The following is a 26699-nucleotide window of genomic DNA, read 5'->3' as shown; positions in this document are numbered from 1 at the left end:
ATGTCGTGGCGGGCGCGGAGAGAAACGCGCCCGCGTCGCATTATGCAATCGGCGGCGATGCCTTGCCGAGCTTCACCGACGGCTCTCGACCCCAGACGCGGAGCTTACCAAGCTCGGCAACGAACGAGGCCAGGCCTTCTTCGCCAGGGAGCATGATCACGCCCTCATCCAGTGCACCGGCGATACCGGCCTTTTCCAGCAGCGGCAGTGCCGACTGGTCGTAGCCAATGAACTTGCAATGCTGGAAAGCGTCGGCCACGAAATCACGTGCAGCGGCCTCGTTGACGATGTTGTCGATCGCCGCAGCCGACGTTAGCACGGCAACTGCGTCGAACAGGACGGACGGGCCACCGTCGATCATGTGATGTGCCTCGATCAGAGTGCCGTCGGAGGCGGTGACGCCGCCGACTTTTGGTGCGATGAGTTCGAATGTGGCCTTCTCTTCGACGATGGCGTCGGCGAGGCCCTTCAACAACGCCACGTCGACGCCGTCGGTGATGAAGATCCCGAGCTTTCGTCCCTCGAAGCGCTTCGGGCCGCGTTCGACGATGCTGAGTGCCGGCGATGGCTCGAGATCCTGTCGTGTCGGCATTGCCGCATCGGCCGGCTTCGGCATGGACTGGAAGCCGAGCTTCTGAGCAAGCGTCGTCGCCAGCGTCTCGTCGATGTTCATCAGATGGGAGACCATCCGCTCGCGAATGACCAGCGCCTCGACCTTGGCGAGCTCGAATGTCAGCGCAGATGCGATATGGCGCTGCTCGGCGCCCGTCTGGCTGATGTAGAACTGCCGTGCCTGGCTGTAATGGTCGCCAAAGCTTTCCGGACGCAGGCGTGCCTTGGTGCCCTGTTCCTCAGAAGCAAAGTGGCGATAGCCCTGCATCGGCGACTCGCGTGGCCCCTCGTTGCGCGAGTTGGGCTGATAGTTGGTGCGGCCGACAGGGTTGCGCATCGCCATATGGCCGTCCTGCTGGAAGGTGTGCATGGGACACTTCGGCGCGTTGATCGGCAGATGCGTGAAGTTCGGGCCGCCGAGGCGCTTAAGCTGCGTGTCGAGATAGGAGAAGTTGCGGCCCTGCAGCAGCGGGTCATTGGAGAAATCGATGCCCGGCGGCACATTCTGGGTCATGAATGCGACCTGCTCGGTCTCCGCGAAGAAATTGTCGGGCATGCGGTCCAGCACCAGGCGTCCGATAGGCTGCGGCGGCAGGATTTCCTCTGGGATGATCTTCGTCGGGTCAAGGACGTCAAAGTCGAAGCTATCGGCGAACTCCTGGTCAAACAGCTGAACCTGCAATTCCCATTCGGGAAAATTACCCGACTGGATTGCCTGCCAGAGATCGCGGCGATGGAAGTCCGGATCGGCGCCATTGATCTTCACCGCCTCGTTCCAGGCAACCGACTGCAGGCCCAGCTTTGGCTTCCAGTGGAACTTGACGAAGGTGGACTCGTCCTTGGCGTTGACGAATCGGAACGTATGCACACCAAAGCCCTCCATGAAGCGGAAGGAGCGGGGGATGGTCCGGTCTGACATGATCCACATGATCATGTTCATGCTTTCCGGCGTCAGGCTGATGAAGTCCCAGAAATTGTCGTGGGCTGTCTGCGCCTGGGGGAACGCCCGGTCCGGCTCCTGCTTGGCGGCATGGATCAGGTCAGGGAATTTTATGGCGTCCTGGATGAAGAACACCGGGATGTTGTTGCCGACGAGATCCCAGTTGCCTTCCTGGGTATATAGCTTGACGGCAAAGCCGCGAACGTCGCGCGCGAGGTCGGCGGAGCCCTTGTTGCCCGCTACCGTGGAGAAGCGGACGAAGGCTTCGGTGCGCTCGCCGGGACGCTGGAACAGGTCGGCCTTGGTATAGGCCGCAAGCGATTCATAGGTCTCGAAATAGCCATGGGCGCCATAGCCGCGGGCATGGACGACGCGCTCGGGGATGCGCTCGTGGTCGAAGTGGAAGATCTTCTCGCGGAAATGGAAGTCGTCGACGACGAGGGGACCGCGCGGGCCGACGCGCAGCGAATTCTGGTCGTCGGCGACCGGTCCGCCCTGGGCAGTCGTCAGGACAGGCGTATCGCCCTCGGCGATCTGATGCAGCTCACCGCCAGCGCCGCGCTGAAGCTTCTGGTCATGGATCGTCGCGATTGATGCTTTCGGGGCGGCTGGTTTCGTTGTGGTTCTCTTGGCCATGGTACTCTCCGATCGAAAATTGGGGGCTGCATAGGAGAAAAGATTTGCCGCATACAGAAAGGGCCGCCTTGGAGGCGGCCCTATCCGTGTCGGAGAATTTTAGCTGGCTTTTTTCTTGGCGCCTTTGGGGTTCGCTGACGCTTCGCCGAGCGCCGTCAGCTTCTGGTCGGTGGCGATCTCTTCCTGGAGATTGGCATCCAGCAGTGGGATCGCGTCCGTCAGACCGAGTTGGTTCGCCCAGGACTTCAGCGTGCCATAGCGGGCGATTTCGTAATGTTCGACAGCCTGGGCAGAAGAAATGAGGCCAGCGTCGAGCGCCGACGTGCCCTTGTATTCCTCCATGATCTCTTCGCCTTCGGCGATGATGCCCTGTATGGCCTCGCAGGTCTTACCGCGCGCCGGCTTGCCGAGGATTTCGAACACCTGTTCAAGGCGTTCGATCTGGCCTTGCGTTTCGTCGCGGTGCTGCAGGAAGCCGGCCTTGCCTTCCTCGGACTGGGCGGCACGGGCCATTTTGGGAAGAGCCTTCAGGATCTGCTTTTCGGCAAAGTAAATGTCCTTGAGAGTATCGAGGAAAAGATCATTAAGTGTTTTTTCCGTAGCCATGGTGGGTTCCGATCACAATTTCGAGAGTGGGAGCCACAATAACACTCGAAGTGGATCGAAGTTCCGCTACAGCTGGGGCCACGAGGAACAACCTCTTGCACACGGTAACAAGGTTCTGGCGCGCCTGCGCCGCGGTAAGCCTTCTTGTCCTTAGGTGGGCAAAAAGGTTTCTTTGCCGGGACGGATGCTGGCCTCCAAAACCCTCTTTTGCTACTGACGGCGACTATGTCCAAAGCTTCTTGATCAAGATAAATCCGGACAGGAAGAAACAGATCGAGTTGGTCAGGATGATCGGCCACTCTTGCTTGAGTATTCCGAAGGCAGACCAAAGCGCGAAGCCAACGACGGTGAGCGTGTACATGCGGGCAGAGATCGCCGCGGTATCGCCAGTCTTCAATACCTTCCAGACCTGCGGGACGAAGCTCGTAACCGAGCAAGCGGAGGCCAGATAGCCGACGATCAATGTGGTGTCCACTTTGTCTCCCGTTCACCCAGTGGGCAACAGCCATGCGGGGGTTCATTCGTTTCTACAATGTCAACGCCCCGGTGTCTAAGACCCTCAGGGACGCAGTCTGTAGCAGCGCGGACAAGACCCACGATGCTGCCGTCGAACTGCTTGGCTAACGGTTTTCAGTGCAGCTTGAACTGCTTAAAACTGATGAGTTTCTCGCAACGGCGGGACAGGGTCGAATCTTTCAAAGAAGTCCCGCCGATCACCGACCGATCGGCTTGCATCCTCGATGCACCAGCCGAATGACCAAGCTTCAGCCTTCTGTACCCATTCGTCTTTTTCTCCAGCTTCTTGTGCACCAGACACGTAGGGCAGGACAGGATTGGCATCAATCTTTAGCCCGAGCACTCGAGCATTCATGCCGCGCTGTTGCCAATCCAGCGATATCTGTGTGTCGAAATACATTCTGATCCTCATGATCATCGAGCGCGAGGCCCCGTACTATCTCGAATCGAAGCTGACAAAACCTATACTGGTTAACTCAGCCTCATCAAGAGGTGCAATGTCTTGAGAAGGCTCGCCGAATGGCGACGATGGTGCGAAGATTTTCCCCGAGCGGCCACCTCAAATACAGCGACAAATAGAGGAACAAAGGCGACTTCAGGCAGTTATTTGGGACGATCCGCGACCGTAGGTGGAATGAGAAGAAGCATGGTGCCTATCAAGGTCCTGATTGTGGAAGATGAGCCGATTATTCGTATGACGATCGCAGACGATCTGACCGATGCGGGGTTTGACGTCTGTGAGGCGGCTAATGCCAGCGACGCATTGGCAGTCCTGAACGAGCGCAACGATATCCGTGCGATCTTCACCGACATTGATTTGCCCGGCGAATTGAACGGCATCGAATTTGCTCATGTGGTGCGAGATCGCTGGCCGCCGATCGAAATCATCATCACCTCCGGACACAAGCGGGTCGGACCTGCACAGATGCCTTCGCGCAGTTGCTTTTTCCCAAAGCCCTATGCTCATGCTGATATTGTTTCTGCCATCAAACGAATGGTCGAGTAGGCTGTCGGTGACATTTCGACGCTTGGATTTTCGCCACGAAGGTTTTTGAAGCGGTTGGAGATCTATCGTGCTATGCAGAGCCGTCCTTCCCCTCTGTCGAGCACGTTTCAATGAGTGACCCCGAAGACAATAACCTTTCTCCGGAAGGTATAGCTGGTCTACCCCATCTCGCCGAAGCCTTGGATGACCACCGGTTTCGACAGTTTCTCGATCATGTGCCGTTTGCCGTCGCCGTATCCGAGCTTGGAGAAAGCGAGGCGCTGATTTATGTCAATCTGGAATTTGAGCGGCTGACGTCGCTGACCGCGAACCACGTTCAGGGAAAATCCTGGTCGACGATCGATCTAAATGCCGGCGCAGTCGCAGGCGAAGTATCGCTGACATCTGCAGTGACGTCCGGAGAAGAGTATATCGGGGCGTTCTTTTTGGCCGGCGGGCCGGGCGAGAGCCTGACGATCGATGTGTGGTCGAACACGATCGTCGACGATGACGGTGCTCCACTTTTTCGCTTGGTCGCCTTCGCCACTCGCAACCAGGCCTCGTCGGATCAAAGTGTCAGTGAAATGCTGGCGGAAAAAGACGTCCTTCTGCGGGAACTGCAGCACCGCGTCAAAAATAATCTTCAGATGATCACCGCGCTAATCAGGATGGAGGCCCGCAACGTTCAGCACAGCGAAGCAAGTGAGCGGTTTGCGCAGCTTGCAGGGCGGATCGAGGCACTCGCCCTGCTTTATCGCTCGCTGTCGGACGAGGAAAAAGGCGGGACGATCGACCTTGGCTCCTACGTCAGCCAGATCGCTGCCTCGGTGATGACCGCGCACGCCGTCGAAGGGATCAGGCTGGACATGAAGGTCGACACCTGGCCATTATCGGTCAATGTCGCGATGCCTGCGGGCCTCGTCGTCAACGAGCTTTTGACCAACGCGCTGAAGCACGCTTTCATCGGCCGAGATGGCGGAGAAATTACCCTACGCTGCGTCGTCGATGACACCGGCTGCCGTATCACCGTTGCCGATAACGGCGCGGGCCTCCCTCAGGATGCCACATGGCCGAAGCGCGGGAAATTGAGCGCGATGATCGTTCAGTCTTTGAAACAGAACGCCCGGGCCGATATCGAAGTCAACTCGACGCCGCAGGCCGGCATGAGTGTCACGCTTGTTTTCTCGAAAGAAGCTGCCAGACAGTGATATGACGAGATGGCGGACGGCCACCTGCTGACTGAGATCTTGATCGGCTGCCGTGAGCGCTCCTGATGAGAGCTATTGTCATGTACGTTTTTGCGAATGTCTGATATAGCGCGGCTTTTATCATTGCACGAAATCAACATGCCGAAACTGAATGCTCAAGCACCTTCTAACAGACGGCGGGGGGACCTGGCCCGGTCGATCGACACGATCGACTGGAGTTTCACGGGGTTAGGGCCGCGCGCGGCGTGGCCGACGGTGCTTGAGCAGACTCTGAGTCTGGTCCTCAGTGCCGGCGTTCCAATGGCAATTCTCTGGGGTGAGGACGGCTTGGTCCTCCATAACAATGCCTACGCCGATTTCGTCGGTCAGAGGCATTCCGCGTTTCTCGGCCGGCCGATTTCAGAAGCCTGGCCGGAGCTTGCGGCGCTTAATAAGAGGGTCGTGAAGGCCGTCTTGGGCGGCCGAACTCTTTCGTTTCGCGATCGTCATGCCGTGATTGAACGGGGCGCAGGCCCAGAGGATGTCTGGCTCAATCTCGACTTCAGCCCGATCCTCGATGCGACTGGGATACCGGCCGGCGTTTTGGTGATTCTGAAAGATACGACGCAGAGGGTTCGTGTCGAGCAGCGGCTGGAGATCGCCCAACAGGCTGGCGGTGTTGGCACATTCGAATGGTTTCCGGAAAGCGGCGAACTCCATGTCTCGCAGGAATACCGCAAAGTCTGGGGTCTAGACCCGGATATCCGCGTCACCGACGATCTTCTTATCAGCCTGCTTCACCCGGATGACCGCGCGGTTTCCGGCCCTGAACGACTGGGACAAAGCAACCCGCTCGATTATGCCGAGTACCGCCGTATCGATCCGAAGACGGGGAACACCCGTTGGATCGCACGGCGAGGTCAGGTGATATCCAGCGAACGCAGCGGCCGGAGACGCTTCGTCGGGATCGCTTTCGACATAACCGACCGCAAGCAAGCGGAAGTCACGCTGCAGAAGAGCGAAGAGCGCTGGCGCGGGCTGTTTGAACAGATGCATGAGGGCTTCTTCACCGCCGAGGTGGTGCGGGACGCCGAAGGTAAGGTCATCGACTTCGTCTTTATCGATATCAACCCGGCATTCGAGCGACAGACGGGGCTGATTGCAGCCCAGACGATCGGACAGCCGGTCCGGGACGCGATACCAGGCGTCCAGGACGAGTTGATCGCCACGTATGGAGAGATCGTCGACACCGGACAGGCCAGACAGTTCGAGGTCTATATCCCGGCACTGGGAAACCGCTGGTATGAGGCGCATGCCCGCAAGGTAGGGCCTGAACGCTTCGCAGTGCTTTTCCTTGACATCACAATCCGCAAAGCTGCTGAGAAACGGGTTTTGGAGAGCGAAGAACGCTTCAGGACGCTGTCGCAGTCAATGCCAAACCATGTCTGGACGGCCCGCTCGGATGGATCACTCGACTGGTTCAATGATCAGGTGTTTTCCTATAGTGGCATGAGCCTGGACCACCTGGCTGGCAATGGTTGGGCCGCGATGGTGCATCCCGATGATATTGACGTGGCGGCGCAGGAATGGACAGAAGCGCGGGCCGCCGCCAGGCAATATCAGGTGGAATTTCGACTGCGCCGCCATGACGGTGCCTATCGATGGCACATTGCGCGCGCCGTCCCGATCAAGGCCGATGGCGGCGGGGTCGCTCACTGGATCGGAACCAATACCGACATTCATGACCAGAAGGAAGCAGAAGCAGCCCTCGAAAACAGCGCCGCGCAGCTTGAGGCCCGCGTCGAGGAGCGAACAGCACAGCTGCTCGAAATGCAAAACGCTTTGCAGCAATCCCAAAAGATGGAGACGATCGGCAAGCTGACCGGCGGCGTTGCGCACGACTTCAACAATCTTCTCCAGGTCATTTCGGGGAATCTCAATCTTCTGGCCAAGGACGTGGCCGGAAACGAGCGCGCCGAGCGACGTGTTAATAATGCTCTGGCCGGTGTGGTCAGAGGAGGCAAGCTGGCAAGCCAGCTTCTTGCATTTGGGCGACGACAGCCTCTCGCGCCGAAAGTCGTTCATCTCGGCCGGTTGTTAACGAACATGGATGATCTCTTGCGTCGCTCTATCGGCGAAGCGATCGAGATCGAGACGATCGTCTCAGGCGGCCTGTGGAACACGTCGATTGATCCGACGCAGATGGAGAACGCTGTTCTCAACTTGGCCATCAATGCTCGCGACGCGATGGATGGAGCTGGCAAACTGACGATCGAAGCGGGTAACGCCTTTTTGGACGACGCCTATGCGGCACGCCATGCAGAGGTCGAGCCTGGCCAATACGTCATGCTGGCGATCACCGATACGGGTGCCGGAATGACGCCCGACGTCATCGAGCAGGTGTTTGAACCCTTCTTTTCCACCAAGGCCGAAGGGAAGGGCACCGGACTCGGGCTTTCGATGGTCTATGGCTTCGTCAAGCAGTCGAACGGGCACGTGAAGATCTATAGTGAGCCGGGTCACGGGTCGACCGTAAAGCTCTATCTTCCGAAGACGGCGGCCGCCGAAGACGTGGAAATCAGGCAAGACGTCGGTCCTTCGCTCGGCGGGTCGGAAACCATTCTGGTCGTCGAGGACGATGACAACGTCCGCGACACCGTCATCGAGCTGCTATCGGATCTCGGATACAGCATTCTGAAAGCATCGGATCCTCAAAGTGCGCTTTCCGTGATAGAAAGCGGCGTTCCTATTGATCTGTTGTTCACCGATGTCGTCATGCCCGGCACGCTCAAAAGCCCGGAACTGGCACGCAAAGCCAAGGAGCGGCTACCAAACCTGTCTGTACTCTTCACTTCAGGCTACACGGAAAATTCTATCGTCCATCATGGGCGACTCGATGCGGGGGTCGAACTGCTTTCCAAGCCATACACCCGTGACGCTCTGGCGAGGAAGATCCGCCAGGTGCTGACGGCGCGACAACCGCAGACAGGAACATCCGCGCCAGTCCCTACGGTTCCAGCGTCATCTGAACCTCAGGGACGCCCGTTCAAGGTCTTGGTTGTCGAGGACGACGTGCTGATCCGGATGGATATTTGCGACATGATCGCTAACGACGGCCATCAGGTGGAAGAAGCGGGGAGCGGCGAACAGGCGATCGAGATGCTGCAAAGCGGCCACTTCGACTTCCTCGTGACCGACCTGGGCCTGCCGGGAATAAGTGGAGAGACACTGGTCGTCAAGGCAAGGGAGATGCATCCGCGTCTTGGGATTATCATAGCGAGCGGTCGGCACGAACTGCCCGGAGGGTTGCCAGCTGGGGTAAGCCTGGTGTCAAAGCCATTTTCCAGTGAAGACCTTCGTGCCGCGTTCAAGCTGGCGGCGGATTGAGCCATTGCCGGTGGTCAGCTGATCAATGGCCCTGAATTTATTGCAGGCCGAGGGTTACCGACGACACCCAAGTGATGCAAGTAAGGCAACGCCTGAAGTATGTCGCCGCTGACCTTGACTTTACCTCCAGTTTCCGCGTGCAAGTTAAATTCCATCTTCTAATCGAGTTCAAAATTGCTCGCTGCTGTAGGGCGAATCCTATGCGCCGCCGATGCGTGCCATTTTCTTGCTGTCTTCCTATCATCAGAAGGAGGCGAACCGAGAAGAGCGATAGGAATCCGGATTAAACGCATGGAAAAGCAGACAGTCATTGAAACATCCCACGGGCGGGTCGCAATCACCGACGTCGGAGGAGCCGGGACGCCGCTTCTGATGCTGCATTGCAATTCGGGCTGCAAGGAGATGTTCGAGTTTCAGAAACAGGCCCTGGCAGGGACGCGGCGGCTCGTATCAGTGGACCTGCCCGGACATGGTGCATCGTCTGACGCGCTCGATCCTCGGCGCACATATTGCTTCGGCGGTTACGCTGAAGCAATAGTCGAAGTCCTCGCAAAGATTGGCATCGCGAAGGTTGCTATTCTGGGGCATTCGCTGGGCGGGCATATTGCCCTGGATCTTGTAGCGCGATTAAACGATGTTGCTGGCGTAATGGTCTTCGGTACCCCACCTATTCCGCCCGGACCGGAAGGTGCGCAGCTTGGCTTCCTGCCCAATCCTGAAATGACATACACTGGCAATCCCATCCTCACCGACCAACAGGTCGAAGGTGTGGTTGCTATGGCACTGGGGCCGGGGGCCGAGCGCGATCTGTTTTACACATCGGCTGTCCGCCGCACGGACGGGCGCTCACGGCAATATATGGTGGACGCCGTACTTGCCGGAACGCAGCTCGATCAGCGCGATCTTGTTCAAAGGTCAACCGTGCCGCTGGCGATCGTTAACGGCGCTGACGATCCGGTGATCAACCTCGACTATATTGACTCGCTGAATTACGGCCAGTTGTGGACCGACCGCCCCTTGCGTCTTGCTGGTGCCGGACACGGTCCGCACTGGATGCAACACCACATATTCAACGAAATGCTACAGAGTTTCTTGGGAACGCTCCACTAAATATTCGGTTACGACGGCGGTACGTGAATGCGATACCATGCACCGTCGAATCAACGAGGGAGGATAACAAATGGCTATTAGTACGAACGATCTGGCTGAAAGCCTTGCCGAGGCACACGGGCTGACGAAAACCCAGGCCAAAACCATTGTCGAAGATGTCTTGAAAGGCATTTCGCAAGCGGCGTCAAAAGGCGAGGAAGTCTCGTTGAACGGTTTTGGGAAATTCAAGGTTCAGGACAAGCCGGAACGTGATGGTCGCAATCCCTCGACTGGCGAGACGATTAAGATCGCGGCGTCGAAGAAGCTCGTGTTCCAGCCCGCCAAGGCGCTGAAGGAAGCCGTAAACAGCTGATCCTAGATAGTGGCTGTGCGCCTGCCGCTATCACAGACGTAGCCTGTCGGACGGCCGTCCAAATCCGCCGATCGAACCGATTCGGTGAGGGTTGGCGGGTCACTCGCGTCCGGCGAATGCGCGATCGGCCGTTCCGCATGGTCGCAAGAGTTTGGCCATGTATCACAAATCAAGACAGAGACGAGCCGTAATCGGTTCAATCCGACAAAATGGAATGACCGATTGAGCCGAAAGGAGCGTTATGCCGCGACGGCGGCATTTTTAATCTGCTGATCGACCTCTCATACATATTAGGATAAACGAAGTAACTTTGGCGCAACAATTATGCCCGTCGTTGCTTTTATGGCAGGTAAATTCTTCTGATGTCTCAACTCTTACGTGATCCAGGAACTTCCAATTTGCGTAAATGTTTAGAGGTGCAAGTATCCAGGATGCTGTGATGGCGTTTGTCCCGAAGTCTCGTGATGCCGCGGGTTCCTTCTGCTTGCTCAGTCGTGCCGCATCGGGAGGCTTACGTGAGGAATGTACAGTCGCAGGCATCTGGAACCGGGACGAATACGGATAGTCTCGGCTTCTACAGTTGGAACGTGCCAGAAAATCTTGTCTTTGGAGACGACAACTTTGCCGCTTTTTTCGGATTCAACATTCCGACACTGCGCCAGGGACTGCCGATAGAGGCGATCCTCGAGCGCATTGATGTCGACGACCGGTTGAGAATTGCTCAGGCCATCCATACAGCCATCGTTCAAGGAGGGCTTTACCAGGAGACCTACCGTATCCTTCAGCCTGAGGAAGATGCGCTGACGGTACTGGCCTCGGGCCGTTGTTTCAGGGACGAGACGGGAACGCCGGCCTGTTGGGTAGGGATGATCGTCGCCGATCCCCTTGAGCAGTTAGAGCACCAGAGCGCCCTGACGTTCCACTGTCGCGCGGCTTTGGAGATTGCCGAGCAATCCGGACAGCGCACAGTGGCAGGCCAGCTTCGAACGGTGCTTCAAGTCATCCAACGCTGGTCCTGAGGCCTTCAGTCGCTATCGGTTGAGGCGGACGCACGAAGGAGAGACGCGAGGACGGACTGAACGTTGGCGCGGCGTCGCTGATCATCCACTGCCCCCGTCGTCGCGGCTTTCCCTTTCAGGTCGCGGACGAGCGCCAGAAGGTTCATAACCGCTTCGTCATGATGACTGTCGTTCTGATCAAACTTCATACGAATACTCCCGAGGCAATGGATACGCATGACGACTTCTTGGCAGCATGGCGAGGGGCGATTTTAGAAAGTGAAAGCGGACGTCGTAAATGGAATTTACGTGCACTACGCATATTATTTAAGACATGTCTTTTATTTTATATACCATGGCATCCGGTATCGCGGAAAATGGGAAAATCGGTGCTTGGGTCACTTCGGACGGAGCCGACGGCGGAGTCGCCCCACTCAAGTCTGTCCCCCAGCCAGTGCGATCGAGGCGAGGCCCGTGGGTGAGAATTTAGCGGCGAGCACATCGCTCTCACCAACCTTGATTTAGCCATCGACGTCATCCCTGCGCCGTATAGCTGCCGCTGCAAGGAGGAGGGGATGACATCAGGCCGGCTTTGTCATCGATATGCTGGAAATAACGTCTTCTGGCACGACTCGTACCAACACGAAGCGGCTTCGTGGAGCGGCAGCAAAAGGTAGAGACCGCAGTTTGTCGCCGACCAAACGGTCTCCGGGTGCTGGCGACCGTGCTGGGCGCTGTCGATCGCGGCCCCCATCTGTGCTTAGCGATGCCCGCTGGGGCGGTGTTGCCAACAGAACCGGCCACAACGCTGTCGAATCGCTGGGCGATTGTTTCGCGTTGCAACTCGATCTGGCGAAGACGGAGAATTTTTATCGTGGACATGAAGCCGGGAACCGGCGGGTCGTTGAGGCTTTATCCGGAAGGCAAACGTCCGTCGGACAGGTCGGCTCGGAGCGCGGCGGCGAGATCAGCCCTCCGTAAACAGTAATTTTTGAAAGGAAATTCCATGACACTCAAGGCTTTGGCATTCAACAGCACCCTAAAATCTTCCGCCTCTTCGGAGCAGTCCTCGACGGGCAAGTTTCTTGAGCTGATCGCTGAGGAATTCAAAAAACACGGCGTCGAAACCGAAACAATCCGTCTCGCTGATCACAATATCAAGCCGGGCGTGACATCAAACGAAGGCGAAGGGGATGATTGGCCCAAGATCCGCAAGAAAGTGCTTGAGGCCGATATCCTGTTGATCGGAACGCCGATCTGGCTGGGACAGCCGTCGAGTGTTTGCAAGCGGGCGCTGGAACGCATGGACGCGTTCTTGGAGGAGACCGACGACCAGGGGCGGATGGTATCCTACGGAAAGGTGGCAGCTGTTGCGGTCGTCGGCAACGAAGATGGCGCCCACCATGTTTCGGCCGAGGTATATCAAGCCCTTAATGATGTCGGCTTCACCGTTGCCGCCAATGCCGTGGCATACTGGGTCGGCGAAGCAATGGGATCCAAAAACTTCGTGGACTTTGACAAAACCCCGGAGGAAGTCGAAACAATGATCTCGATGCTGGCACGCAACACCGCTCATCTCGCCGGCCTACTGAAACGGTCTCAGTATCCCGGTGAAGAGGAGTGAGACGCCTCCCTGGTCGACAGATCGAATTGATTTTATGCCTGGGCGAACGGGCCGATCGATTATTCACAACGTTCCGCCGTGCTGTATTCAAGATTGCTTCTTGATCACGCTGATGTTGCCGCTCACTTCAAGAATCGCGAACTTGATGTCGCTTACGCGCTCGATCCCTTCCTGATTGCGGGCTGCCTCCATCACATCCTCCTTGTCGAGGCGGCATCCTCTCAGCGCGCGTTCGTCATAGCGCCCGTCAACGACCAGCACGGTCGGCACGCCATCGATGACATGGGCCGTCCTGGGCCACCACCGCTTCACATAGGAGAGAGCGATGTCGGTGGTGAAGAGCGTCAGGATCAGGATGATGGCATTGGTGATCGAGAAGTCGTCACCGAGCATGGCCTGCTGGGTGGTCTCCGAGATGACGAGAACGATCACCAGATCGAATGGGGTCATCTGGGCAAGGGTTCGCCGTCCTGAGAGCCGGATGATTACCAGAAGCGTGAAGTAGATCGCGAGCCCACGGATGACAGCGTCCATAACGATACCTCAGGGAAAAATGAACGTGGACCGCTCGGAGGCGTCGTTCCCGATGCCGATCGCATAGGAGCGCAATCCGGGTCTTTGGGTCTGCAATCGGAAGATCACGGTGGTTTCAGCCGTGGCGTCTGCGGCAAAGACGTAGCCGATGTGGCCGTCTCGTGCGAAGGTCTGCTTTTGGGGTGGATCGATCCCTTCCACGGAAAAGGCTTCCAGGAATGGCGGATCGAGGATGACGGTCCGATCCTGATCGGATGCGGAAAGTGTTACCTTCAATTCGTCCGGCGCGTTCCAACGGGAAATCGCTGGCAGGTCGAGCGAGCCTTGAGCCGTCTGCACGACAGAGCGGGAAAACGGCCCGCCGCGACCGAGCAACCCCAACAAGCACGCAATAAGAACGACCGCGAACACAACCCAGGCACAGCGCTGCACGATCCAAAAACGGCGCTGGAACCGTCCATGATCGTCGACACCGTCCGGCAGTGGCACGGCTTTGGAAGTCTCTTTCATGGCGATGTTCTAACTCTGATGCGAGATGGATTTGCTGTTTCGGAAAGGCAGGAGATTTGACCTCCGCAAGGAATTGCCCGTCTACCAAGATCCGCCAACTGCTGTCTCTCGTTAGTTATTCGATAAATTCCACGACGACCCCGGGTTTGACCATACCCGCCAGTTCCTCGACATCCCAGTTTGCCAGCCGAACACATCCATGCGACCCCACCTTGCCGATCAGCTCCGGCTCGGGCGTACCGTGGATGCCATAGGTCGGCTCGGTCAAGTCGATCCACACGGTGCCCACCGGACCATTCGGGCCACTTGGCAATTCCAAGACCTTCTTGTTGCTGCCCTGCTGGAAATTGATCTTAGGATTGTAGGTGTAGACCGGTCTCCGGGAAACGCCCTTGACCTTATGCGTGCCCGTCGGCGAGGGCGTGTCCTCGCTGCCAATGGTGGCGGGATAGACGGCCAGCAGCGATCCATCTTCTGCGAAGGCAAACACCTGCGCCACCTTCCGATGCACCTCGATGCGTTTCACCAAGCCGGTCTTAGGGTTGCCCGGGATCGCGACGGCAATCGTTTCGCCGGGTTTGAACGTCGTGGTTGGATTGAGGGTCTTGAGAAGACCGATGTCCATGTGGAAGCGTTCGGCGAGCTTCTCGGCAACGCTCGTATAGCCGAGGTGCTCCATCTTTGCCTGCTCTGCATAGTCTTTGGGAATGCTTTCGACGATATCCTTGCCGTCGTCCGCGGTAATCGCATAGGCCTGAACGGCCGGCACATCGTCGGGCAACCGTGCGAGCACCTCCGGATCGAGCTTTCCATCCACGGGCAAGCGTTGCAGCGCCTCGAAACCGGCGATCGCCTTTGTCAGGTTCTCGCCGAAGTACCCATCAATCACGCCAGGCGACGCGCCGGCACGATCCAATAAAACCTGAAGGTGGACGGCGGCCGGATTCGGGTCTTTTGGTTTTTCCGCTGGCGCTTCGACGGGAAGGGAAGCGATGGCGGCCGTGTTGACGGCTTGCGCATCGATGGAAGCCGCGAGCGCCTGGCCGCAGAGGGTGGCCAGGGCAGCGGAGAGGAGCAACCGTGCGACTGCAGATGCCATGCTCAGACCGCCGTCGGGCGAGGATGGCCGAAGCCTTCGTCGGTCTCAGGAAGGGTCCCATTCGGGGTCAGATCATCCACGGCCCTGGGCAGATCGTGGCGCAGCCGGCCGAGGATTTCTTCATGGGAGAGGCCGGTCTTTGCCGCCAGCTCGTCGAGGATTTCCGGTCCAATGGCCTGCGCCAGTTCGCCATGATCGATGTCGGCATTCGGGCCCGGGCGGACCCATGATTCCGCTTTGTCGCCGTGACCATTCTGCTGGAAGGTCTTCAAGAGATCGCCGAGCCCGCCGCTCAGAATTCCCCCGGAGGTCATACCGCCGAGAAGATCGCCGAGACCACCTTGCCCGCCAGCCAGACCTCCAAGCAGCCCGCCAAGCCCACCGGGCTGCTGATCGGTTTGTCCTGGCGCACCGCCCGGATTGCGTCCGGTTTGAATGCCGCGCAGCAGTTCGCCGATCTTGTCTCTGTTCTGATAGCCGGCGACGGCAAGCACGCCGAGGAGGGCCTTCAATGGACCACTTATCATAATGAAATCTCCCTTTGAGATTTGAGCTGCACGCAAAAAGGCCACCGCATCGGGTGGCCTTTTCGCAAATCAGATGGTGCGACGCGTGGTGGTCTCTGCGAGCAGCAGCGCCTTCTTGGTGCCGTAGGAGCCGCCAAACCATGCGGCAACAGCGCCGAGCAGAAGTGCGATAAAGCCGAGGATCGCGCCGGCCGACACTGCCTTGGTGGCAGTCTGGGCGGCATCGAGTGCCTTCTGCTTGGCGGCGGCGATGTTGTCGCGATAGGTCTTTTCGTACTGCGCGACCTGAGTGCGCGCCTGTTCAATCGGAATGTTCTGAGCCTTGGCAACAGCATCGGCTGCACGATTGCGAGCATCAGCTGCGGTCGCCTCGTTTCCAGTGACGGCAGCCTGAACCGACGCGACGGCGGCATCGCGCAGTGCTGCCGGATCATTACCGCCAGAGGCGTCGCGGATCTGCTGCCCGATCCCGGCCATCGGGTTGGTCGAATTTGCCAGGGCAGGGGCGGCGGTTGTCGCAGCGGTTGCCGCCGTCTGGCCAACCCCGCCGACAATGCTTGAAAGACCGCTGAAGGCTCCGCCGATCAGAGCGCCGACGGAGGTGGTCAGAAGATAGAGGATGACGAGCGTGGTCACAGCCCAGGTGGTGACGCCTTGGTAACCGCCCGTCGTATGGCTCGGACGACCGGAAAGCCGGCTGGCTGCATAGCCCCCTACGAAGGATGCAATGATGCCGGCCACGACGAACCAGATCCCGCCTGCGATCGAGAACGTGCTGGCTTCCGGGTTATCATATTGTGCAGGATCGAGAACCGCGGCACCGATGCCGACGCCAAGAAGATTGAGTAGGAACTGAATGGCCAGGGCCAGAACGACGCCGGCAAAGATCGCACTCCAAGAGACTTTGTTCAAAGACGCCGTCAGGGCGGGATCGACATAGGCTGTTTCGCGCGAGACGTGGACGGAGACGGGTTCGGTCATGGAAGGTACCTCATGGGTTCACGGGTTCGTGAGTGCCACGATAACGCCGCAATCAGTCGAGGGTTCCTCTCGACCCCAAAAGCAAAAAGGCCGATGGTTATTCCACCGGCCTTTCGATGATCGACTGCATCAGATGCGACCGAGACTATTCCTTGCGGATTGCACCAGTCGAGCGGTCGTCCTCGACTTCCACCTCGGTGCGGCGGACGGTATCGCGGATCGTCTCCTCGCGCTGATCGGCAGTCTTGCGCAGCGAGATTTCTTCCACGACGCGGGCATCCTTCGAGACGACCGCTTCTTCGTGATGTTCTTCCGCCTCGATCGTCCGATCGACGAAGGCGTTTTCCGTCCCTGTCAATGGACGATCGACGGTGCGGCGCTCGATGCTGACGTTTTCGTCACGCAGCGACACCTGTTCGCTCACCGGATTTTCGACAACGTAGGAGCGCACCCGCACGCGGCCATGATTGAGATCGCGCTTGCCGACGCGAAGCTCTTCCTCGACCACCGGAATCACTTCTTCCCGGCCGTCAGCGACTGTCGAAGCGCTGGTCGTGGTTGTACCGCTGGCAACAGAGCCGGAAGCGCCGTAGACGTTCTTCTGATCCCAGCCTTCCGAACGCCAGCTCTCGGCCCGTTCCTCCAGGTCGATACTGCCTTCGTCGTCGAGAATATCGAGAGCCTTGTCGTAGGTTGCAGCGGTAACACCGGTGACCGTCACCAGATAACCGCCACGGCGCAGACCTTCGGAATAAACCGCCCGGTCTTCATCGGGAAAGAAGAAGTCTTCCAGCTTTTCCCAAAAGCCCTTGCTTTCGGAGACCGCGTCGGTCGAGACACTCGACTCCTTGCCGGCGACGAGGCGAATACCGTTGCGCGGGATGCCGGCCTCGACCAGCCTTTCTACGGCGGCCTCTGCATCGCTGCGATTTTCGAAGAACGCCGTGATCGTGTTCGAGGACGAGGCGCCGTAGGACGATGTAGTTTCGCTGTAAGTCATGATCTCTCTCCTTCTGTGAGTTCAATGGATTGGGTCGATCAGTCTTCGCGCTCGATCGTGGCGCGTTGTTTGCGTAGTTCGACGGGGATGGAGACATCCTCGCTTGTCGCCACGCGGCGGATATGAATTTCCTCGACCAGCATCAGGCGCTTCTCAATGACGAGAACCTCCTCCATGACCGGCACGATGGTGACGTCACCTTCGGTCCGGACCTGAGGCGCCTCGGACACCTCACGACCGATCGCAACCCGGGTGACCTCGACATTTTCGCTGTCGAGCCGGGCCTCGGCGGCTTCGGTGACGAATTCCGTCCGCGTGCTGACCCGCACCCGGCCATCACTCACCGGACGCTTGTCGACGACCAGCTGCTCCTCCATGAGCGAGAGTTGTTCGGAAGGTTCCGTCATCGGCATTCCAGATCGTTGCGACTGGCAAAGAACGAGCAGAGTCCAGCGTTGTTCCTGACAAACAATCCGGTGGTCGCGATCGGTGGCTATTTTCCAAGCCGCCCTATGCGCTTTCATCGAGCGCACCAAAGTTGAGGTTTCCGAGGAACAAACTCGTCTCAGGGAGATTTTGCAGCGCACGCAGAAAGGTAGGATACGCATGATGAATATCCTGATTGTCGAAGACCAGTGGCTGCTATCCAGCGCGGTCGAAGAGGCCGTGACGTCGCTCGGGCATGAGGCCATTGGAACAGCGACGACGGCAAAAGAGGCATACGACCTCGCCGAAGGGGCTGAAGTCGCATTCGTCGATGTCAATCTGATCGATGGCGCAACCGGCCCGGAGATCGGTAGGCGGCTGGCAGCTCAAGGCGTCACGGTCATCTTCATGACCGGCAACCCGGAGCAACTCGGCGGCGGGATCGAGGGGACCTTGGGCGTGATTGCCAAGCCGATGTTCGACCTGGAACTGGTTGAAACTATTCAATACGCGACAGATCATCATGCCGGTCGAGGCGGTATTGCGCCGCAGCGGTTCATCGCGTTTCAATGATTAGCGTGTGCCGAACCCGCGGGTGGACCTCCTCCGGCTGTTCTTCGCAGGCGCGCGGTTTATTTAGAACACCAGCATCGCGATAGCGGCAACGCCCATCACGGCGGTCGCTGCCCATCCGAAGACCAGCATTGAGGTCGGTGCGACGAAGTCCTTCATGCGTTTGCGGCTGCCGACCACCACCATCATGGCGATCATGATTGGCACGGCGACGAAGCCGTTGATCACCGCGCTCCAGAACAATGCCTTGATCGGATCGATCGGCGCGAACTCCAGCCCCAGCCCGAAGATCGTCGCCGCGGCGATGACGCTGTAAAACCCGACCGCTTCCCAAGGTTTGTGTTCCAGGCCGCACTTCCAGTCTTGGCTTTCGCCGAAGGCGTAAGCCGCAGAGCCCGCAAGCACCGGAATGGAGAGGAGGCCAGTGCCGACGATGCCTATGCTGAACAGCACGAAGGCGAAGTTGCCGGCAATCGGCTTTAGCGCTTCGGCGACGTCGGCCGCCGATCCAATCTCCGTCTTGCCGCTGGCATGCAGCGTCGCCGCCGCACACATCAGGATAGCGATGGCCACCAGATTGGACACGGCCATGCCGGCGAATGTGTCGAGCCGCATCCGGCTCAGCTCTTTCGGCGCTTGCCTCGGTGCATCCTTGAGCGGTTCGGCTTCGTCCTTTCGATCGATCTCTTCGACCTCCTGGCTGGATTGCCAGAAAAACAGGTATGGACTGATCGTCGTGCCCAGAATGGCGACGATCATCGTAAAACTGTCGCCGTTCAGCGGAAACGACGGCCAGACAAAACCTTTAAGCGCAGCCAACCAGTCGATCTTCACGGTGAACAGGACTGCGACATAGGCGAGCAGCACCAGGGTCAGCCATTTGAGGATGTTGGCGTAGCGTTGATAGGGGATGAACATCTGCAGCGTCAGCGACAAGACAGCGAAGAAGATGGTGATAGGCAAGCTTGGAACGCTGGTGGCGAGTTCGACAGAAGCGCCCATCGCCGCAAGATTGGCGCCGATATTGATGGTGTTGGCGACGAACAGCAGCAGCATCAGGCCGGTGACCAGCGGCTTTGGCCAGATGGCGCCCATGTTGACGCCGAGACCACAGCCGGTCACCCGGCCGATCCTGGCGCTGACGAGCTGGATGGCGGACATCAGCGGATAGGTCAGCAGCATCGTCCACAGCATGTTGAAGCCGAACTGCGCGCCCGCTTGGGAATAGGTGGCGATGCCGCTCGGGTCGTCGTCCGCCGCTCCGGTGATCAGGCCCGGGCCGAGCTTTCGGAGCACCGAACCTGATTTGGGGCGGGAAGAAGAATGTTGCTGTGAAGGCGAGGCGGGGGAGAGTGGTTCGACAGGGCTTGTCAATTTGGTTGTCCGGCTTGGGCGAGATCGATCTTGGCGCTTATCGCGAAGCGCCGAGAATCCATGCGACCGCCGCGGTCAACGCCACCGCCGTCAATGGCCGCTCGCGAATCCAGCTGCGGATGGTGTCCGGATAGCCCGAGGACGTCGGAACGACGCCGTTGTCGTCAGCACTGTTTCTCACGCGATGCGCTTCGGCTGGATCGGTTCGGCCAGACGGGATCGCCGTGAAGGTCTGGGAAACCGGATCTGATGCAGGGAAGGTATCTTCAAGGGCTTTGTCGAGATCGCCCTTGCCCTCTTGCTCGCGTTGTTTTGCCTGTTCGATTTCTAGCGCTTGGACTGCTGGGGATTTAGAACCTTCGGCCATTGGCGCTGCTCCCTTTGCTGGCGCAGATCAACTTCCGGAAAGCTCCGAAGTTCCAGCGGGTTGGACTGTTTCGCGAGATGGGGGACTTTTAGTCGTCGAGTTCGTTGCGGGTGACACTTGCCAATTCGTGCAGCCCTTCAGCGCGAACGGGCTCTTTCTCGGCGGCAAGGATCACCGCATAGAACGCTGCGCGAGAAATCTCTTTTTTCGTCGCGTCGGGATGTTTTTTCCGGACAGCCTCGACCAGTTGCTTCGGCCGCATGCCGGGGCCCGCGAGACCGGAAATGGTCCGGGCGATCTCTTCAATGTCCGATTCCGAAGTGCGGGTCATTCGTTCCAACCTGTTCGGAAACTCGCTATCGCATCCGTATGACACGCTTGTGTCATACGCGCTTCCACCGAGGATCGGTCTTGGTGCGGGATTCAACTTCATGCGGTGTTATCCGGCTGGCCTGCCGCGCAGGCTTGGCTTGGCAATTGCTGCAGTCAATGCCCTCATCGAATCGCCCATGGTAACGGTTCGGCGGTCACTCTAATATACGCGCGCCCGTTCGGAGGTCGAAATGGAGCCCGCGGCTGTTTCCAGCCGGGGGTACGGGCTCCAAAGGGTTTATGCTGCTGAGAGGATTACCGCGCCAGGAATCAGAAGTTGAATGTCCCGTCCTTCACACGGCTGTACTCGCCCGGAAGGTGTCGGGTCACAGTCGCCGCTTCGGTTGCAGCGTGATGATTGCGTTTTCCGACTTGACCTCGGAAACTTCCGCCTAAATCTCTTGCCAGCAGCCTCACAGCCAAATCGTCGGACATGAAAAAACATACCGAAGAACGCCTTGCGGCCATCGTTGAATCCTCCTTCGACGCGATCATCAGCAAGGACTTGTCCGGCAGGATCGTCAGCTGGAATAAAGCCGCCGAACGGATGTTCGGCTATACCGAGACGGAAGCGGTCGGCCAGCCCATCTACCTGATCGTTCCCGACGATAAGCGAGACGAGGAAGCGGAGATTTTACGTCGTCTGACGCTCGGCGAGCGGATCGAGACTTTCGAAACTACCCGCCGCCACCGCGATGGCCGATTGGTTCCGATCTCGATCACCATCTCGCCGATCAAGAGCCGGGCAGGGGAACTGGTGGGCGCATCGAGCATCGCCCGGGATGTGACACAGACGCGAGAAAGCGAGCGGCGACTTCGCCTGCTGATGCGCGAGATCAATCACCGGGTCAAGAACCAGTATGCGGTAGTACTTGCTGTCATCCGCCAGACGGCCACGCGCTCCGCGTCGATCGAGGACTTCGAGAAACGGATCCGCGAACGCATCATGGCGCTCTCTCATTCCCACGATCTGCTCTCACAGGTCGACTGGGCCGGGGTCAGCATGGCCGACCTGGTCGCCCACCAGCTCAAGCCCTTCGAGGCCGTTCAGACGGTCAAGGCGGTGGGGCCGGACATCGCCCTCGACGCCAATGCCGTGCTCAACATCGGCATGGCGCTTCACGAACTGATCATGAACGCGATGCGCTTCGGCACGGAAGACGGCGACGGCATATCGGTGACGTGGAAGATCAGCCAAGGAGACAGCGCGGAGACCGGCGAATTCGAGCTGACTTGGTCTGAGCCTGCCGTCCAATATGCCGAACTGCTGGCGCAGGACGAAGGGTTCGGCGCGCTGGTTCTCTGCCGGCTCGTGCCATCGGCGCTCTCGGGTCAGGCCGCATGGAGTTTTGCCGGAGGTAGGGTCGTCTGGACACTCACCGCGCCACTGGCTCGCGTTCAGGTGGGGTTGCCAGATTCCCTCCTCGCGCAATCTTGTTAAGCTATTGCTTACAAAGCCTTTGACGCCTTGATTTTACCCGTATTACCCTATGGTAGAGCGCGAGGACGCAAGACGGGATTCGGGCGAGGATAATGGATCAACCTATCGAGCGAAACGGCAAAAAGGCATCGGCGCGTGAGCGCTTCCTGGAGGCGGTTCTTCATAGCGCAATCGACTACGCCATCGTCTCGACGGACCTCGATGGGCTGGTGACGATCTGGAACGAGGGCGCATCGCGGATCCTCGGGTGGAGCGAGGAGGAGATGCTCGGCAAACCGGCTGCCATCTTCTTCACGCCGGAAGACCGGCAGGCCGGCATTCCGCAGGCGGAAATGCAGTCGGCGCTCGAGCACGGCCGCGGCGCCGATGAACGCTGGCACCTGCGCAAGGACGGTTCCCGGTTCTGGGCTTCCGGCGAAATGATGGTGCTGCGATCGGAGACGGGCTCGGCCGAAGGATTTTTAAAAATCCTGCGCGATCGCACCCAGGAACGTCAGGCCATCGAGCAGCAGAAGCTACTGATGCACGAACTCAATCACCGCCTCAAGAATTCTCTCGCTGTGGTCCAGTCAATCATCACCCAATCGCTTCGCAGTGCGGACACGGTGGAGGAAGCAGGGTCGGTTCTGCAATCGCGCATCGCCGCCTATGCCAGAGCCCACGACATCTTGCTGCACGAGAACTGGTCCAGCACTACGGTCGCTGCGATCGTCGAAGCGGCGGCCGTCAGTCTTGGACTGGATGGAAGCCCTCGTTTCCGGTTCGACGGCTCGCCGGTTCAGCTTGGGCCGCAGGCGGCACTCTCGCTCTCGCTGGTTTTGCACGAACTCGGCACCAATGCCACCAAGTACGGTGCGCTTTCCGGCACGGACGGGCAGGTCGTCGTCACATGGTCCGTGACCGATCTCGACGGACGACAGACACTGGCGTTCTCATGGCGAGAAAGCGGAGGACCTGAGGTACAGTCACCGACGCGCAAGGGATTTGGATCGAAGCTGGTTTTGTCGAGCCTGCAAGGCTACGGCACCGTATCGCTCGACTACAATCCTTCGGGGCTGGTGATGGAATTACGAGCGCCCCTTTCAAAGCTTCAAGATAATGAACAAACAGCTGGAGACACAGAGGCTGGCTGAAGGCATTGCATCACGTTAGCATCGGGTCGTCTACGAGTGTGCTGGACCACCGGTAGCAGGTGTCTTCTGCGATCAACTGTCGTTTCGTTAAACTTCAAATGATCTTCCGCCCGCGGTATTAACGTTTGCCCATGCAGAATTTGAACCCGGGATTGAGATCCGAATGGGCGCGCATATCTGTGGCGCCAGTGCTGAACATCGGCACTTTGGATGACAGGGGGTGACATTGAGCAATTCGGCCAAAGGATATCCGACGTCCTGGGTTGGCGTCGGCGAGGCGTTCGGCGACTGGCTGATCTCTCGGGCGGCTGCGCAAGTCTGGGCGATCCTCATTTCGACGACGGTTGTGGTCGTTGCTCTGGATTTTGCCACTTACCAGCCCCGCCTTTCACTGTCGGCCCTGTACATACTTCCGATTTCGATTGCCTGCTGGAGCTTGAGGCCGAGGCAGGCAGTCGCCTTCACGGTCGTTGTCGCCTTGCTGTCAGCGCTACGCTATCCACTGTTTCATCCCGATCCGGAGGTCTGGCAGGCGATCAACAATCACCTCGGACGCCTGTTCTCGTTCGGACTGAACGCCGCTGTGCTGATGGCGCTGAGACGATCCCATGACCGCTACGCCTTTCTCGCACGCCATGACATGATGACCGGCTTCCTGAACAAGGGCGCGATCGTCGATGAGATATCGAATCTCCGCCGTGGTGCAGACGCTCGCAAAGGGTCCATTTTAGTCTCATATATCGACCTCGACGGTTTTAAGGCTATCAATGATCGCCATGGCCATGCAGAAGGAGATGCTGTGTTGAAGGCGTTTTCCGAGGAGCTGGGGAAGGCCTTCTCGGAGCCTTATCTTTTGGGAAGGGTCGGTGGTGATGAGTTTATCATCGCCTGTGTAGTTCCGGACAACGCCAGCACCGACGACATTGCTCGCGTTATGCATCACCGTTTGTCGCTTATTCTGGCGCACGCCCCGCATCCCCTAAGCTGTAGCATGGGCGTAACTGTTGTGTCTGGACAGGATCGACGCCCGGCGGAAGCGTGGATAGCCGATGCCGATCAGGAAATGTACAGGGCCAAGCACGCGGGAAAAAACAGCTACCGTCTGACGCTTGGTCAATCATCCGAAACGCCTGTCGCGTTCGAGCAGTGGGCTCCGGAACAAGATCCTTTCCCGGCGCTAGCGCAAGCCAGCTGATTGTCAGCCTCAGTTGTCTGAGATCAACTGGCCAATGGCGTCGGCAGGCATGGGCTTGCCGAGCAGATAGCCCTGAAGGCAGTCGCAGCCAAGACGCCGCAAGACGTCGAGTTGCTCTGCTCTTTCCATGCCCTCCGCTGTCGTCGACAGTCCTTTCGATCGTGCAAGCTTAATGATCGTTGCCAGAAATTCCTCTGCCGCCGAGTCCGCACCGAGGTCATCGACGAACAGCTTGTCGATCTTCAAACGGTCGACAGGCAGTTTCTGCAGGCGGGCCAGCGATGAATAGCCGATCCCGAAGTCGTCGAGAGCTATTCTGACGCCCATCGCTCGCAGGGCGTTGACGTTTGTCATCAGCGCATCGTCTGATTTCATCAGGGCTGTCTCGGTCAACTCGATTTCCAGCCGCTCGGCCGGGAAACATGTTCGTTTCAGGGTTTGCTGAACCATCGAGGCGTATTCCGGGCCGGAAAGTTCGATCGCCGATGCGTTGACCGACAAGACCAGGCCGTCCCATAGCAGCGCGGCCAGACATGCTTGCTCAAGGACGATCTCTCCAAGCCGGGTTATCTCCCCTGTTTCTTCAGCGATCGGGATGAACCGGTCGGGAGCGATCATACCCTTTTCAGGATGCCTCCAGCGAACCAGAGCCTCTACCCCGACGATCGTCACGCCGTCGATGGCGAAGACCGGTTGATAAAGCACCAGAAACTGGTCGCCTACGTTAAGTGCTGATCGAAGATCCGTCTCAAGCAAACGCCGCTCTTGAAGAAGTGCCTCCATGTGCTCACCGAAGATCGCATAACGGCCTTTGCCGGCCGCCTTTGCATGGTAAAGCGCGATGTCAGCGCGCCGGATTGTCTCTTCCGGCGACGCCAGGCCCTTAGGAGCTGTCGCGACGCCAATGCTGGCGCTGAGCGCTATCATGTCGCTGTCGAGGTGGAAAGGCTGCCGGATTTTGGCCAGTATCCGTTCGCAGAGACCCAGAACGGCGGCCTCCGGTTGTGGGGTCACAATCAGAATGAACCGATCGCTGTCCAGGTGATAAATCTCGCCGAGCCGAGCGAGGCGGCGCCCCGTCTCCATCAGGATCGCTTCCGACTGTCGAAGGCTCAACGCATCGGTAACGGATTTGAAGTCGTCGATATCCACGTAGAGGACGTCATAATCATCATTCCGCGCCGCAAGCGCTATCTCCATCTGCGAGCGGTTTGGAAGGCCGGTGACCGGATCGTGCGATCGCGCAAACGACAGCGCCTGTTCGCTTACGTCAAGGCGAACAGATCGGCCTTCGAGCACGTTCATCAGAACCAACAGGATTGCCATGAACATCACACCACAGACGATCAGGCTCGGTATGACTTGACGGAAAACTGCAAACCCCGGCCGAAATGGCTTCCAGACGAGATAGCCAATAATCTTCCCATCCTCGGATGCCAGTGGAGAAGAGGAATATCCCTTGAGCTCGTTGCGTTGAAACTGGACATCTTCAAGCAGATATTTTGCTTCCAGCATTTCGAGGAAATCGCTGTCGAGATGGCGCACGGCAATATGCAGCGCTTCGGTGCCAGGCTTCGGTGTCACTGCGCCGGTATCGGACATAACAGGCTTGACGCTGACGACGGAGGGGTGGCCTTCCACCATCGCGAAATCGCTCTCGCCGATCGACAGCATCTCGTCGCTGATGCCCTCGGTGTCGTTGCGACGCAGGCGGTCCTGCAAGCGATCGAGCAGTGGCCGGGCCGCATCCGCGACGCGGTCGAACCGGGTAGGTTCGCGGATCGCGCCATCGTCAAAAGCATAGATGGGTGTCCGATCGGGCTTCAAGACGAACAACGCATCGAGACGAAAGTAGCGATGCATCCAGGATCCGAGATTGGCGTCGATCCACTCCAGCCTCGGCGGATCTTCCACGGCGTGGACAGCGTCATCCCAGACGGTCGAGCTCTCCTGGCTATGCGCCACCTGGATCCGCAACTGGCTGACCGCGAAGTCGATGAACTGCTCCTGCCGGCTGGCTGCAATGCGATCGGTTTTTTCTGCAGCCCACCATAAAAGGCCAGAGATAATACCGACGGCCAGAAGTGGCAAAAGAAGCACGACCGCGGCTCGAAATCGAAATGAATAGCGCTCCCGCCACAGCATCCCAGGACCCCATAATCTTCCCCGTTTTGGTCCTAGTTTCAGAAAGTTAAGAAACCGCATAAATCTGAC

At 58.4% G+C, this 26699-nt stretch carries 27 protein-coding genes; 11 read left to right on the top strand and 16 right to left on the bottom strand.

Annotated features, from left to right (window positions below):
* Positions 1 to 40: 40 nt before the first annotated feature.
* The 4 genes from katE to FHP24_RS01405 form a co-directional block, all read right to left on the bottom strand.
* Positions 41 to 2188 carry a catalase gene (katE, locus tag FHP24_RS01425; protein ID WP_139671862.1) on the bottom strand — a complete coding sequence of 716 codons (2148 nt, stop codon included), beginning with the start codon at positions 2186 to 2188 and terminating at the stop codon, positions 41 to 43.
* Positions 2189 to 2287: 99 nt separating this feature from the next.
* Entirely contained in the window at positions 2288 to 2794 is a 507-nt protein-coding gene (locus tag FHP24_RS01420) for a YciE/YciF ferroxidase family protein (protein WP_139671860.1), read from the bottom strand.
* Positions 2795 to 3017: 223 nt separating this feature from the next.
* The gene (locus FHP24_RS01415; protein WP_139671858.1) at positions 3018 to 3269 is read right to left on the bottom strand and encodes a SemiSWEET family sugar transporter; all 252 of its coding nucleotides are present in this window, start codon (positions 3267 to 3269) and stop codon (positions 3018 to 3020) included.
* Positions 3270 to 3443: 174 nt separating this feature from the next.
* Positions 3444 to 3710: a CrpP-related protein gene (locus FHP24_RS01405; protein ID WP_139671855.1), complete on the bottom strand. Its 267-nt coding sequence runs from the start codon at positions 3708 to 3710 to the stop codon at positions 3444 to 3446.
* 246 nt (positions 3711 to 3956) lie between these two features.
* Here FHP24_RS01405 and FHP24_RS01400 point away from each other — a divergent pair, with 246 nt between their 5' ends.
* The 6 genes from FHP24_RS01400 (at position 3957) to FHP24_RS01375 (ending at position 11350) form a co-directional block, all read left to right on the top strand.
* Complete coding sequence (locus FHP24_RS01400) at positions 3957 to 4316, top strand: response regulator (RefSeq protein ID WP_246091562.1); 360 nt, start codon at positions 3957 to 3959, stop codon at positions 4314 to 4316.
* 110 nt (positions 4317 to 4426) lie between these two features.
* Positions 4427 to 5503, top strand: coding sequence for a sensor histidine kinase (locus tag FHP24_RS01395; RefSeq protein WP_139671849.1), 1077 nt, complete (start codon positions 4427 to 4429; stop codon positions 5501 to 5503).
* Between the two features lie 300 nt (positions 5504 to 5803).
* The gene (locus FHP24_RS01390; protein ID WP_342782279.1) at positions 5804 to 8869 is read left to right on the top strand and encodes a hybrid sensor histidine kinase/response regulator; all 3066 of its coding nucleotides are present in this window, start codon (positions 5804 to 5806) and stop codon (positions 8867 to 8869) included.
* 291 nt (positions 8870 to 9160) lie between these two features.
* On the top strand, positions 9161 to 9979 hold the full coding sequence (locus FHP24_RS01385) for an alpha/beta fold hydrolase (RefSeq protein ID WP_139671843.1): 819 nt from the start codon (positions 9161 to 9163) through the stop codon (positions 9977 to 9979).
* 70 nt (positions 9980 to 10049) lie between these two features.
* Positions 10050 to 10331 carry an HU family DNA-binding protein gene (locus FHP24_RS01380; RefSeq protein WP_210237800.1) on the top strand — a complete coding sequence of 94 codons (282 nt, stop codon included), beginning with the start codon at positions 10050 to 10052 and terminating at the stop codon, positions 10329 to 10331.
* Between the two features lie 515 nt (positions 10332 to 10846).
* Positions 10847 to 11350: a PAS domain-containing protein gene (locus FHP24_RS01375; RefSeq protein ID WP_180355850.1), complete on the top strand. Its 504-nt coding sequence runs from the start codon at positions 10847 to 10849 to the stop codon at positions 11348 to 11350.
* Positions 11351 to 11355: 5 nt separating this feature from the next.
* Here FHP24_RS01375 and FHP24_RS01370 read toward each other — a convergent pair whose 3' ends face one another.
* Positions 11356 to 11538, bottom strand: coding sequence for a hypothetical protein (locus FHP24_RS01370; protein WP_139671837.1), 183 nt, complete (start codon positions 11536 to 11538; stop codon positions 11356 to 11358).
* 797 nt (positions 11539 to 12335) lie between these two features.
* Between FHP24_RS01370 and FHP24_RS01365 the strand changes: the two genes are divergently transcribed.
* Positions 12336 to 12953 (top strand): flavodoxin family protein, encoded by a 618-nt coding sequence (locus tag FHP24_RS01365; RefSeq protein ID WP_139671834.1) that lies wholly within the window; start codon positions 12336 to 12338, stop codon positions 12951 to 12953.
* 87 nt (positions 12954 to 13040) lie between these two features.
* Here the strand turns inward: FHP24_RS01365 and FHP24_RS01360 are convergent, their stop codons facing one another.
* From FHP24_RS01360 to FHP24_RS01330, 7 genes are all read right to left on the bottom strand, one after another.
* Positions 13041 to 13487 (bottom strand): DUF421 domain-containing protein, encoded by a 447-nt coding sequence (locus FHP24_RS01360; RefSeq protein ID WP_139671831.1) that lies wholly within the window; start codon positions 13485 to 13487, stop codon positions 13041 to 13043.
* Positions 13488 to 13496: 9 nt separating this feature from the next.
* Entirely contained in the window at positions 13497 to 13997 is a 501-nt protein-coding gene (locus tag FHP24_RS01355; RefSeq protein WP_139671827.1) for a hypothetical protein, read from the bottom strand.
* Between the two features lie 115 nt (positions 13998 to 14112).
* Positions 14113 to 15096: a L,D-transpeptidase family protein gene (locus FHP24_RS01350; protein ID WP_139671823.1), complete on the bottom strand. Its 984-nt coding sequence runs from the start codon at positions 15094 to 15096 to the stop codon at positions 14113 to 14115.
* 2 nt (positions 15097 to 15098) lie between these two features.
* Positions 15099 to 15623: a YidB family protein gene (locus FHP24_RS01345; protein ID WP_139671820.1), complete on the bottom strand. Its 525-nt coding sequence runs from the start codon at positions 15621 to 15623 to the stop codon at positions 15099 to 15101.
* 69 nt (positions 15624 to 15692) lie between these two features.
* On the bottom strand, positions 15693 to 16604 hold the full coding sequence (locus FHP24_RS01340; RefSeq protein ID WP_139671817.1) for a PhnA-like protein: 912 nt from the start codon (positions 16602 to 16604) through the stop codon (positions 15693 to 15695).
* A 145-nt stretch (positions 16605 to 16749) separates the two neighbouring features.
* The gene (locus FHP24_RS01335) at positions 16750 to 17604 is read right to left on the bottom strand and encodes a YsnF/AvaK domain-containing protein (protein WP_139671812.1); all 855 of its coding nucleotides are present in this window, start codon (positions 17602 to 17604) and stop codon (positions 16750 to 16752) included.
* A 38-nt stretch (positions 17605 to 17642) separates the two neighbouring features.
* Positions 17643 to 18011: a YsnF/AvaK domain-containing protein gene (locus tag FHP24_RS01330; RefSeq protein ID WP_246091561.1), complete on the bottom strand. Its 369-nt coding sequence runs from the start codon at positions 18009 to 18011 to the stop codon at positions 17643 to 17645.
* An 82-nt stretch (positions 18012 to 18093) separates the two neighbouring features.
* On the opposite strand from FHP24_RS01330, the gene FHP24_RS01325 reads away from it, so the two are divergent.
* Complete coding sequence (locus FHP24_RS01325; RefSeq protein WP_139671806.1) at positions 18094 to 18603, top strand: response regulator; 510 nt, start codon at positions 18094 to 18096, stop codon at positions 18601 to 18603.
* A gap of 63 nt (positions 18604 to 18666) precedes the next feature.
* Here the strand turns inward: FHP24_RS01325 and FHP24_RS01320 are convergent, their stop codons facing one another.
* The 3 genes from FHP24_RS01320 to FHP24_RS01310 all read right to left on the bottom strand — a co-directional run bounded on the left by FHP24_RS01320 (position 18667) and on the right by FHP24_RS01310 (position 20675).
* A complete protein-coding gene (locus FHP24_RS01320) occupies positions 18667 to 19977 on the bottom strand; it encodes an NRAMP family divalent metal transporter (RefSeq protein ID WP_394344582.1) in 1311 nt (436 codons plus the stop codon).
* Between the two features lie 37 nt (positions 19978 to 20014).
* Complete coding sequence (locus FHP24_RS01315) at positions 20015 to 20344, bottom strand: hypothetical protein (protein WP_139671803.1); 330 nt, start codon at positions 20342 to 20344, stop codon at positions 20015 to 20017.
* Between the two features lie 88 nt (positions 20345 to 20432).
* On the bottom strand, positions 20433 to 20675 hold the full coding sequence (locus FHP24_RS01310) for a hypothetical protein (RefSeq protein WP_139671800.1): 243 nt from the start codon (positions 20673 to 20675) through the stop codon (positions 20433 to 20435).
* 474 nt (positions 20676 to 21149) lie between these two features.
* Here FHP24_RS01310 and FHP24_RS01305 point away from each other — a divergent pair, with 474 nt between their 5' ends.
* The 3 genes from FHP24_RS01305 to FHP24_RS01295 all read left to right on the top strand — a co-directional run bounded on the left by FHP24_RS01305 (position 21150) and on the right by FHP24_RS01295 (position 24485).
* Complete coding sequence (locus tag FHP24_RS01305; RefSeq protein WP_139671798.1) at positions 21150 to 22157, top strand: sensor histidine kinase; 1008 nt, start codon at positions 21150 to 21152, stop codon at positions 22155 to 22157.
* 92 nt (positions 22158 to 22249) lie between these two features.
* Positions 22250 to 23290, top strand: coding sequence for a sensor histidine kinase (locus FHP24_RS01300; RefSeq protein ID WP_139671795.1), 1041 nt, complete (start codon positions 22250 to 22252; stop codon positions 23288 to 23290).
* A gap of 226 nt (positions 23291 to 23516) precedes the next feature.
* The gene (locus FHP24_RS01295; RefSeq protein WP_139671793.1) at positions 23517 to 24485 is read left to right on the top strand and encodes a GGDEF domain-containing protein; all 969 of its coding nucleotides are present in this window, start codon (positions 23517 to 23519) and stop codon (positions 24483 to 24485) included.
* 9 nt (positions 24486 to 24494) lie between these two features.
* On the opposite strand, the gene FHP24_RS01290 is transcribed toward FHP24_RS01295, so the two are convergent.
* Complete coding sequence (locus FHP24_RS01290) at positions 24495 to 26585, bottom strand: putative bifunctional diguanylate cyclase/phosphodiesterase (RefSeq protein ID WP_180355849.1); 2091 nt, start codon at positions 26583 to 26585, stop codon at positions 24495 to 24497.
* Positions 26586 to 26699: the final 114 nt, after the last annotated feature.

This window comes from Aliirhizobium smilacinae, from assembly GCF_006335145.1.
Classification (GTDB): domain Bacteria; phylum Pseudomonadota; class Alphaproteobacteria; order Rhizobiales; family Rhizobiaceae; genus Neorhizobium; species Neorhizobium smilacinae.
The sequence above is the reverse complement of the archived record's forward strand: the minus strand, read 5'-3'. Positions and strand labels throughout refer to the sequence as shown.

What these genes read in the sequence shown, in the direction of transcription:
- katE (WP_139671862.1), bottom strand. Translation starts at nt 2,188, where the DNA reads ATGGCCAAGAGAACCACAACGAAACCAGCCGCCCCGAAAGCATCAATC.
- FHP24_RS01420 (WP_139671860.1), bottom strand. Translation starts at nt 2,794, where the DNA reads ATGGCTACGGAAAAAACACTTAATGATCTTTTCCTCGATACTCTCAAG.
- FHP24_RS01405 (WP_139671855.1), bottom strand. Translation starts at nt 3,710, where the DNA reads ATGTATTTCGACACACAGATATCGCTGGATTGGCAACAGCGCGGCATG.
- FHP24_RS01400 (WP_246091562.1), top strand. Translation starts at nt 3,957, where the DNA reads ATGGTGCCTATCAAGGTCCTGATTGTGGAAGATGAGCCGATTATTCGT.
- FHP24_RS01395 (WP_139671849.1), top strand. Translation starts at nt 4,427, where the DNA reads ATGAGTGACCCCGAAGACAATAACCTTTCTCCGGAAGGTATAGCTGGT.
- FHP24_RS01390 (WP_342782279.1), top strand. Translation starts at nt 5,804, where the DNA reads ATGGCAATTCTCTGGGGTGAGGACGGCTTGGTCCTCCATAACAATGCC.
- FHP24_RS01385 (WP_139671843.1), top strand. Translation starts at nt 9,161, where the DNA reads ATGGAAAAGCAGACAGTCATTGAAACATCCCACGGGCGGGTCGCAATC.
- FHP24_RS01380 (WP_210237800.1), top strand. Translation starts at nt 10,050, where the DNA reads ATGGCTATTAGTACGAACGATCTGGCTGAAAGCCTTGCCGAGGCACAC.
- FHP24_RS01370 (WP_139671837.1), bottom strand. Translation starts at nt 11,538, where the DNA reads ATGAAGTTTGATCAGAACGACAGTCATCATGACGAAGCGGTTATGAAC.
- FHP24_RS01365 (WP_139671834.1), top strand. Translation starts at nt 12,336, where the DNA reads ATGACACTCAAGGCTTTGGCATTCAACAGCACCCTAAAATCTTCCGCC.
- FHP24_RS01360 (WP_139671831.1), bottom strand. Translation starts at nt 13,487, where the DNA reads ATGGACGCTGTCATCCGTGGGCTCGCGATCTACTTCACGCTTCTGGTA.
- FHP24_RS01355 (WP_139671827.1), bottom strand. Translation starts at nt 13,997, where the DNA reads ATGAAAGAGACTTCCAAAGCCGTGCCACTGCCGGACGGTGTCGACGAT.
- FHP24_RS01350 (WP_139671823.1), bottom strand. Translation starts at nt 15,096, where the DNA reads ATGGCATCTGCAGTCGCACGGTTGCTCCTCTCCGCTGCCCTGGCCACC.
- FHP24_RS01345 (WP_139671820.1), bottom strand. Translation starts at nt 15,623, where the DNA reads ATGATAAGTGGTCCATTGAAGGCCCTCCTCGGCGTGCTTGCCGTCGCC.
- FHP24_RS01340 (WP_139671817.1), bottom strand. Translation starts at nt 16,604, where the DNA reads ATGACCGAACCCGTCTCCGTCCACGTCTCGCGCGAAACAGCCTATGTC.
- FHP24_RS01335 (WP_139671812.1), bottom strand. Translation starts at nt 17,604, where the DNA reads ATGACTTACAGCGAAACTACATCGTCCTACGGCGCCTCGTCCTCGAAC.
- FHP24_RS01330 (WP_246091561.1), bottom strand. Translation starts at nt 18,011, where the DNA reads ATGACGGAACCTTCCGAACAACTCTCGCTCATGGAGGAGCAGCTGGTC.
- FHP24_RS01315 (WP_139671803.1), bottom strand. Translation starts at nt 20,344, where the DNA reads ATGGCCGAAGGTTCTAAATCCCCAGCAGTCCAAGCGCTAGAAATCGAA.
- FHP24_RS01310 (WP_139671800.1), bottom strand. Translation starts at nt 20,675, where the DNA reads ATGACCCGCACTTCGGAATCGGACATTGAAGAGATCGCCCGGACCATT.
- FHP24_RS01305 (WP_139671798.1), top strand. Translation starts at nt 21,150, where the DNA reads ATGAAAAAACATACCGAAGAACGCCTTGCGGCCATCGTTGAATCCTCC.
- FHP24_RS01300 (WP_139671795.1), top strand. Translation starts at nt 22,250, where the DNA reads ATGGATCAACCTATCGAGCGAAACGGCAAAAAGGCATCGGCGCGTGAG.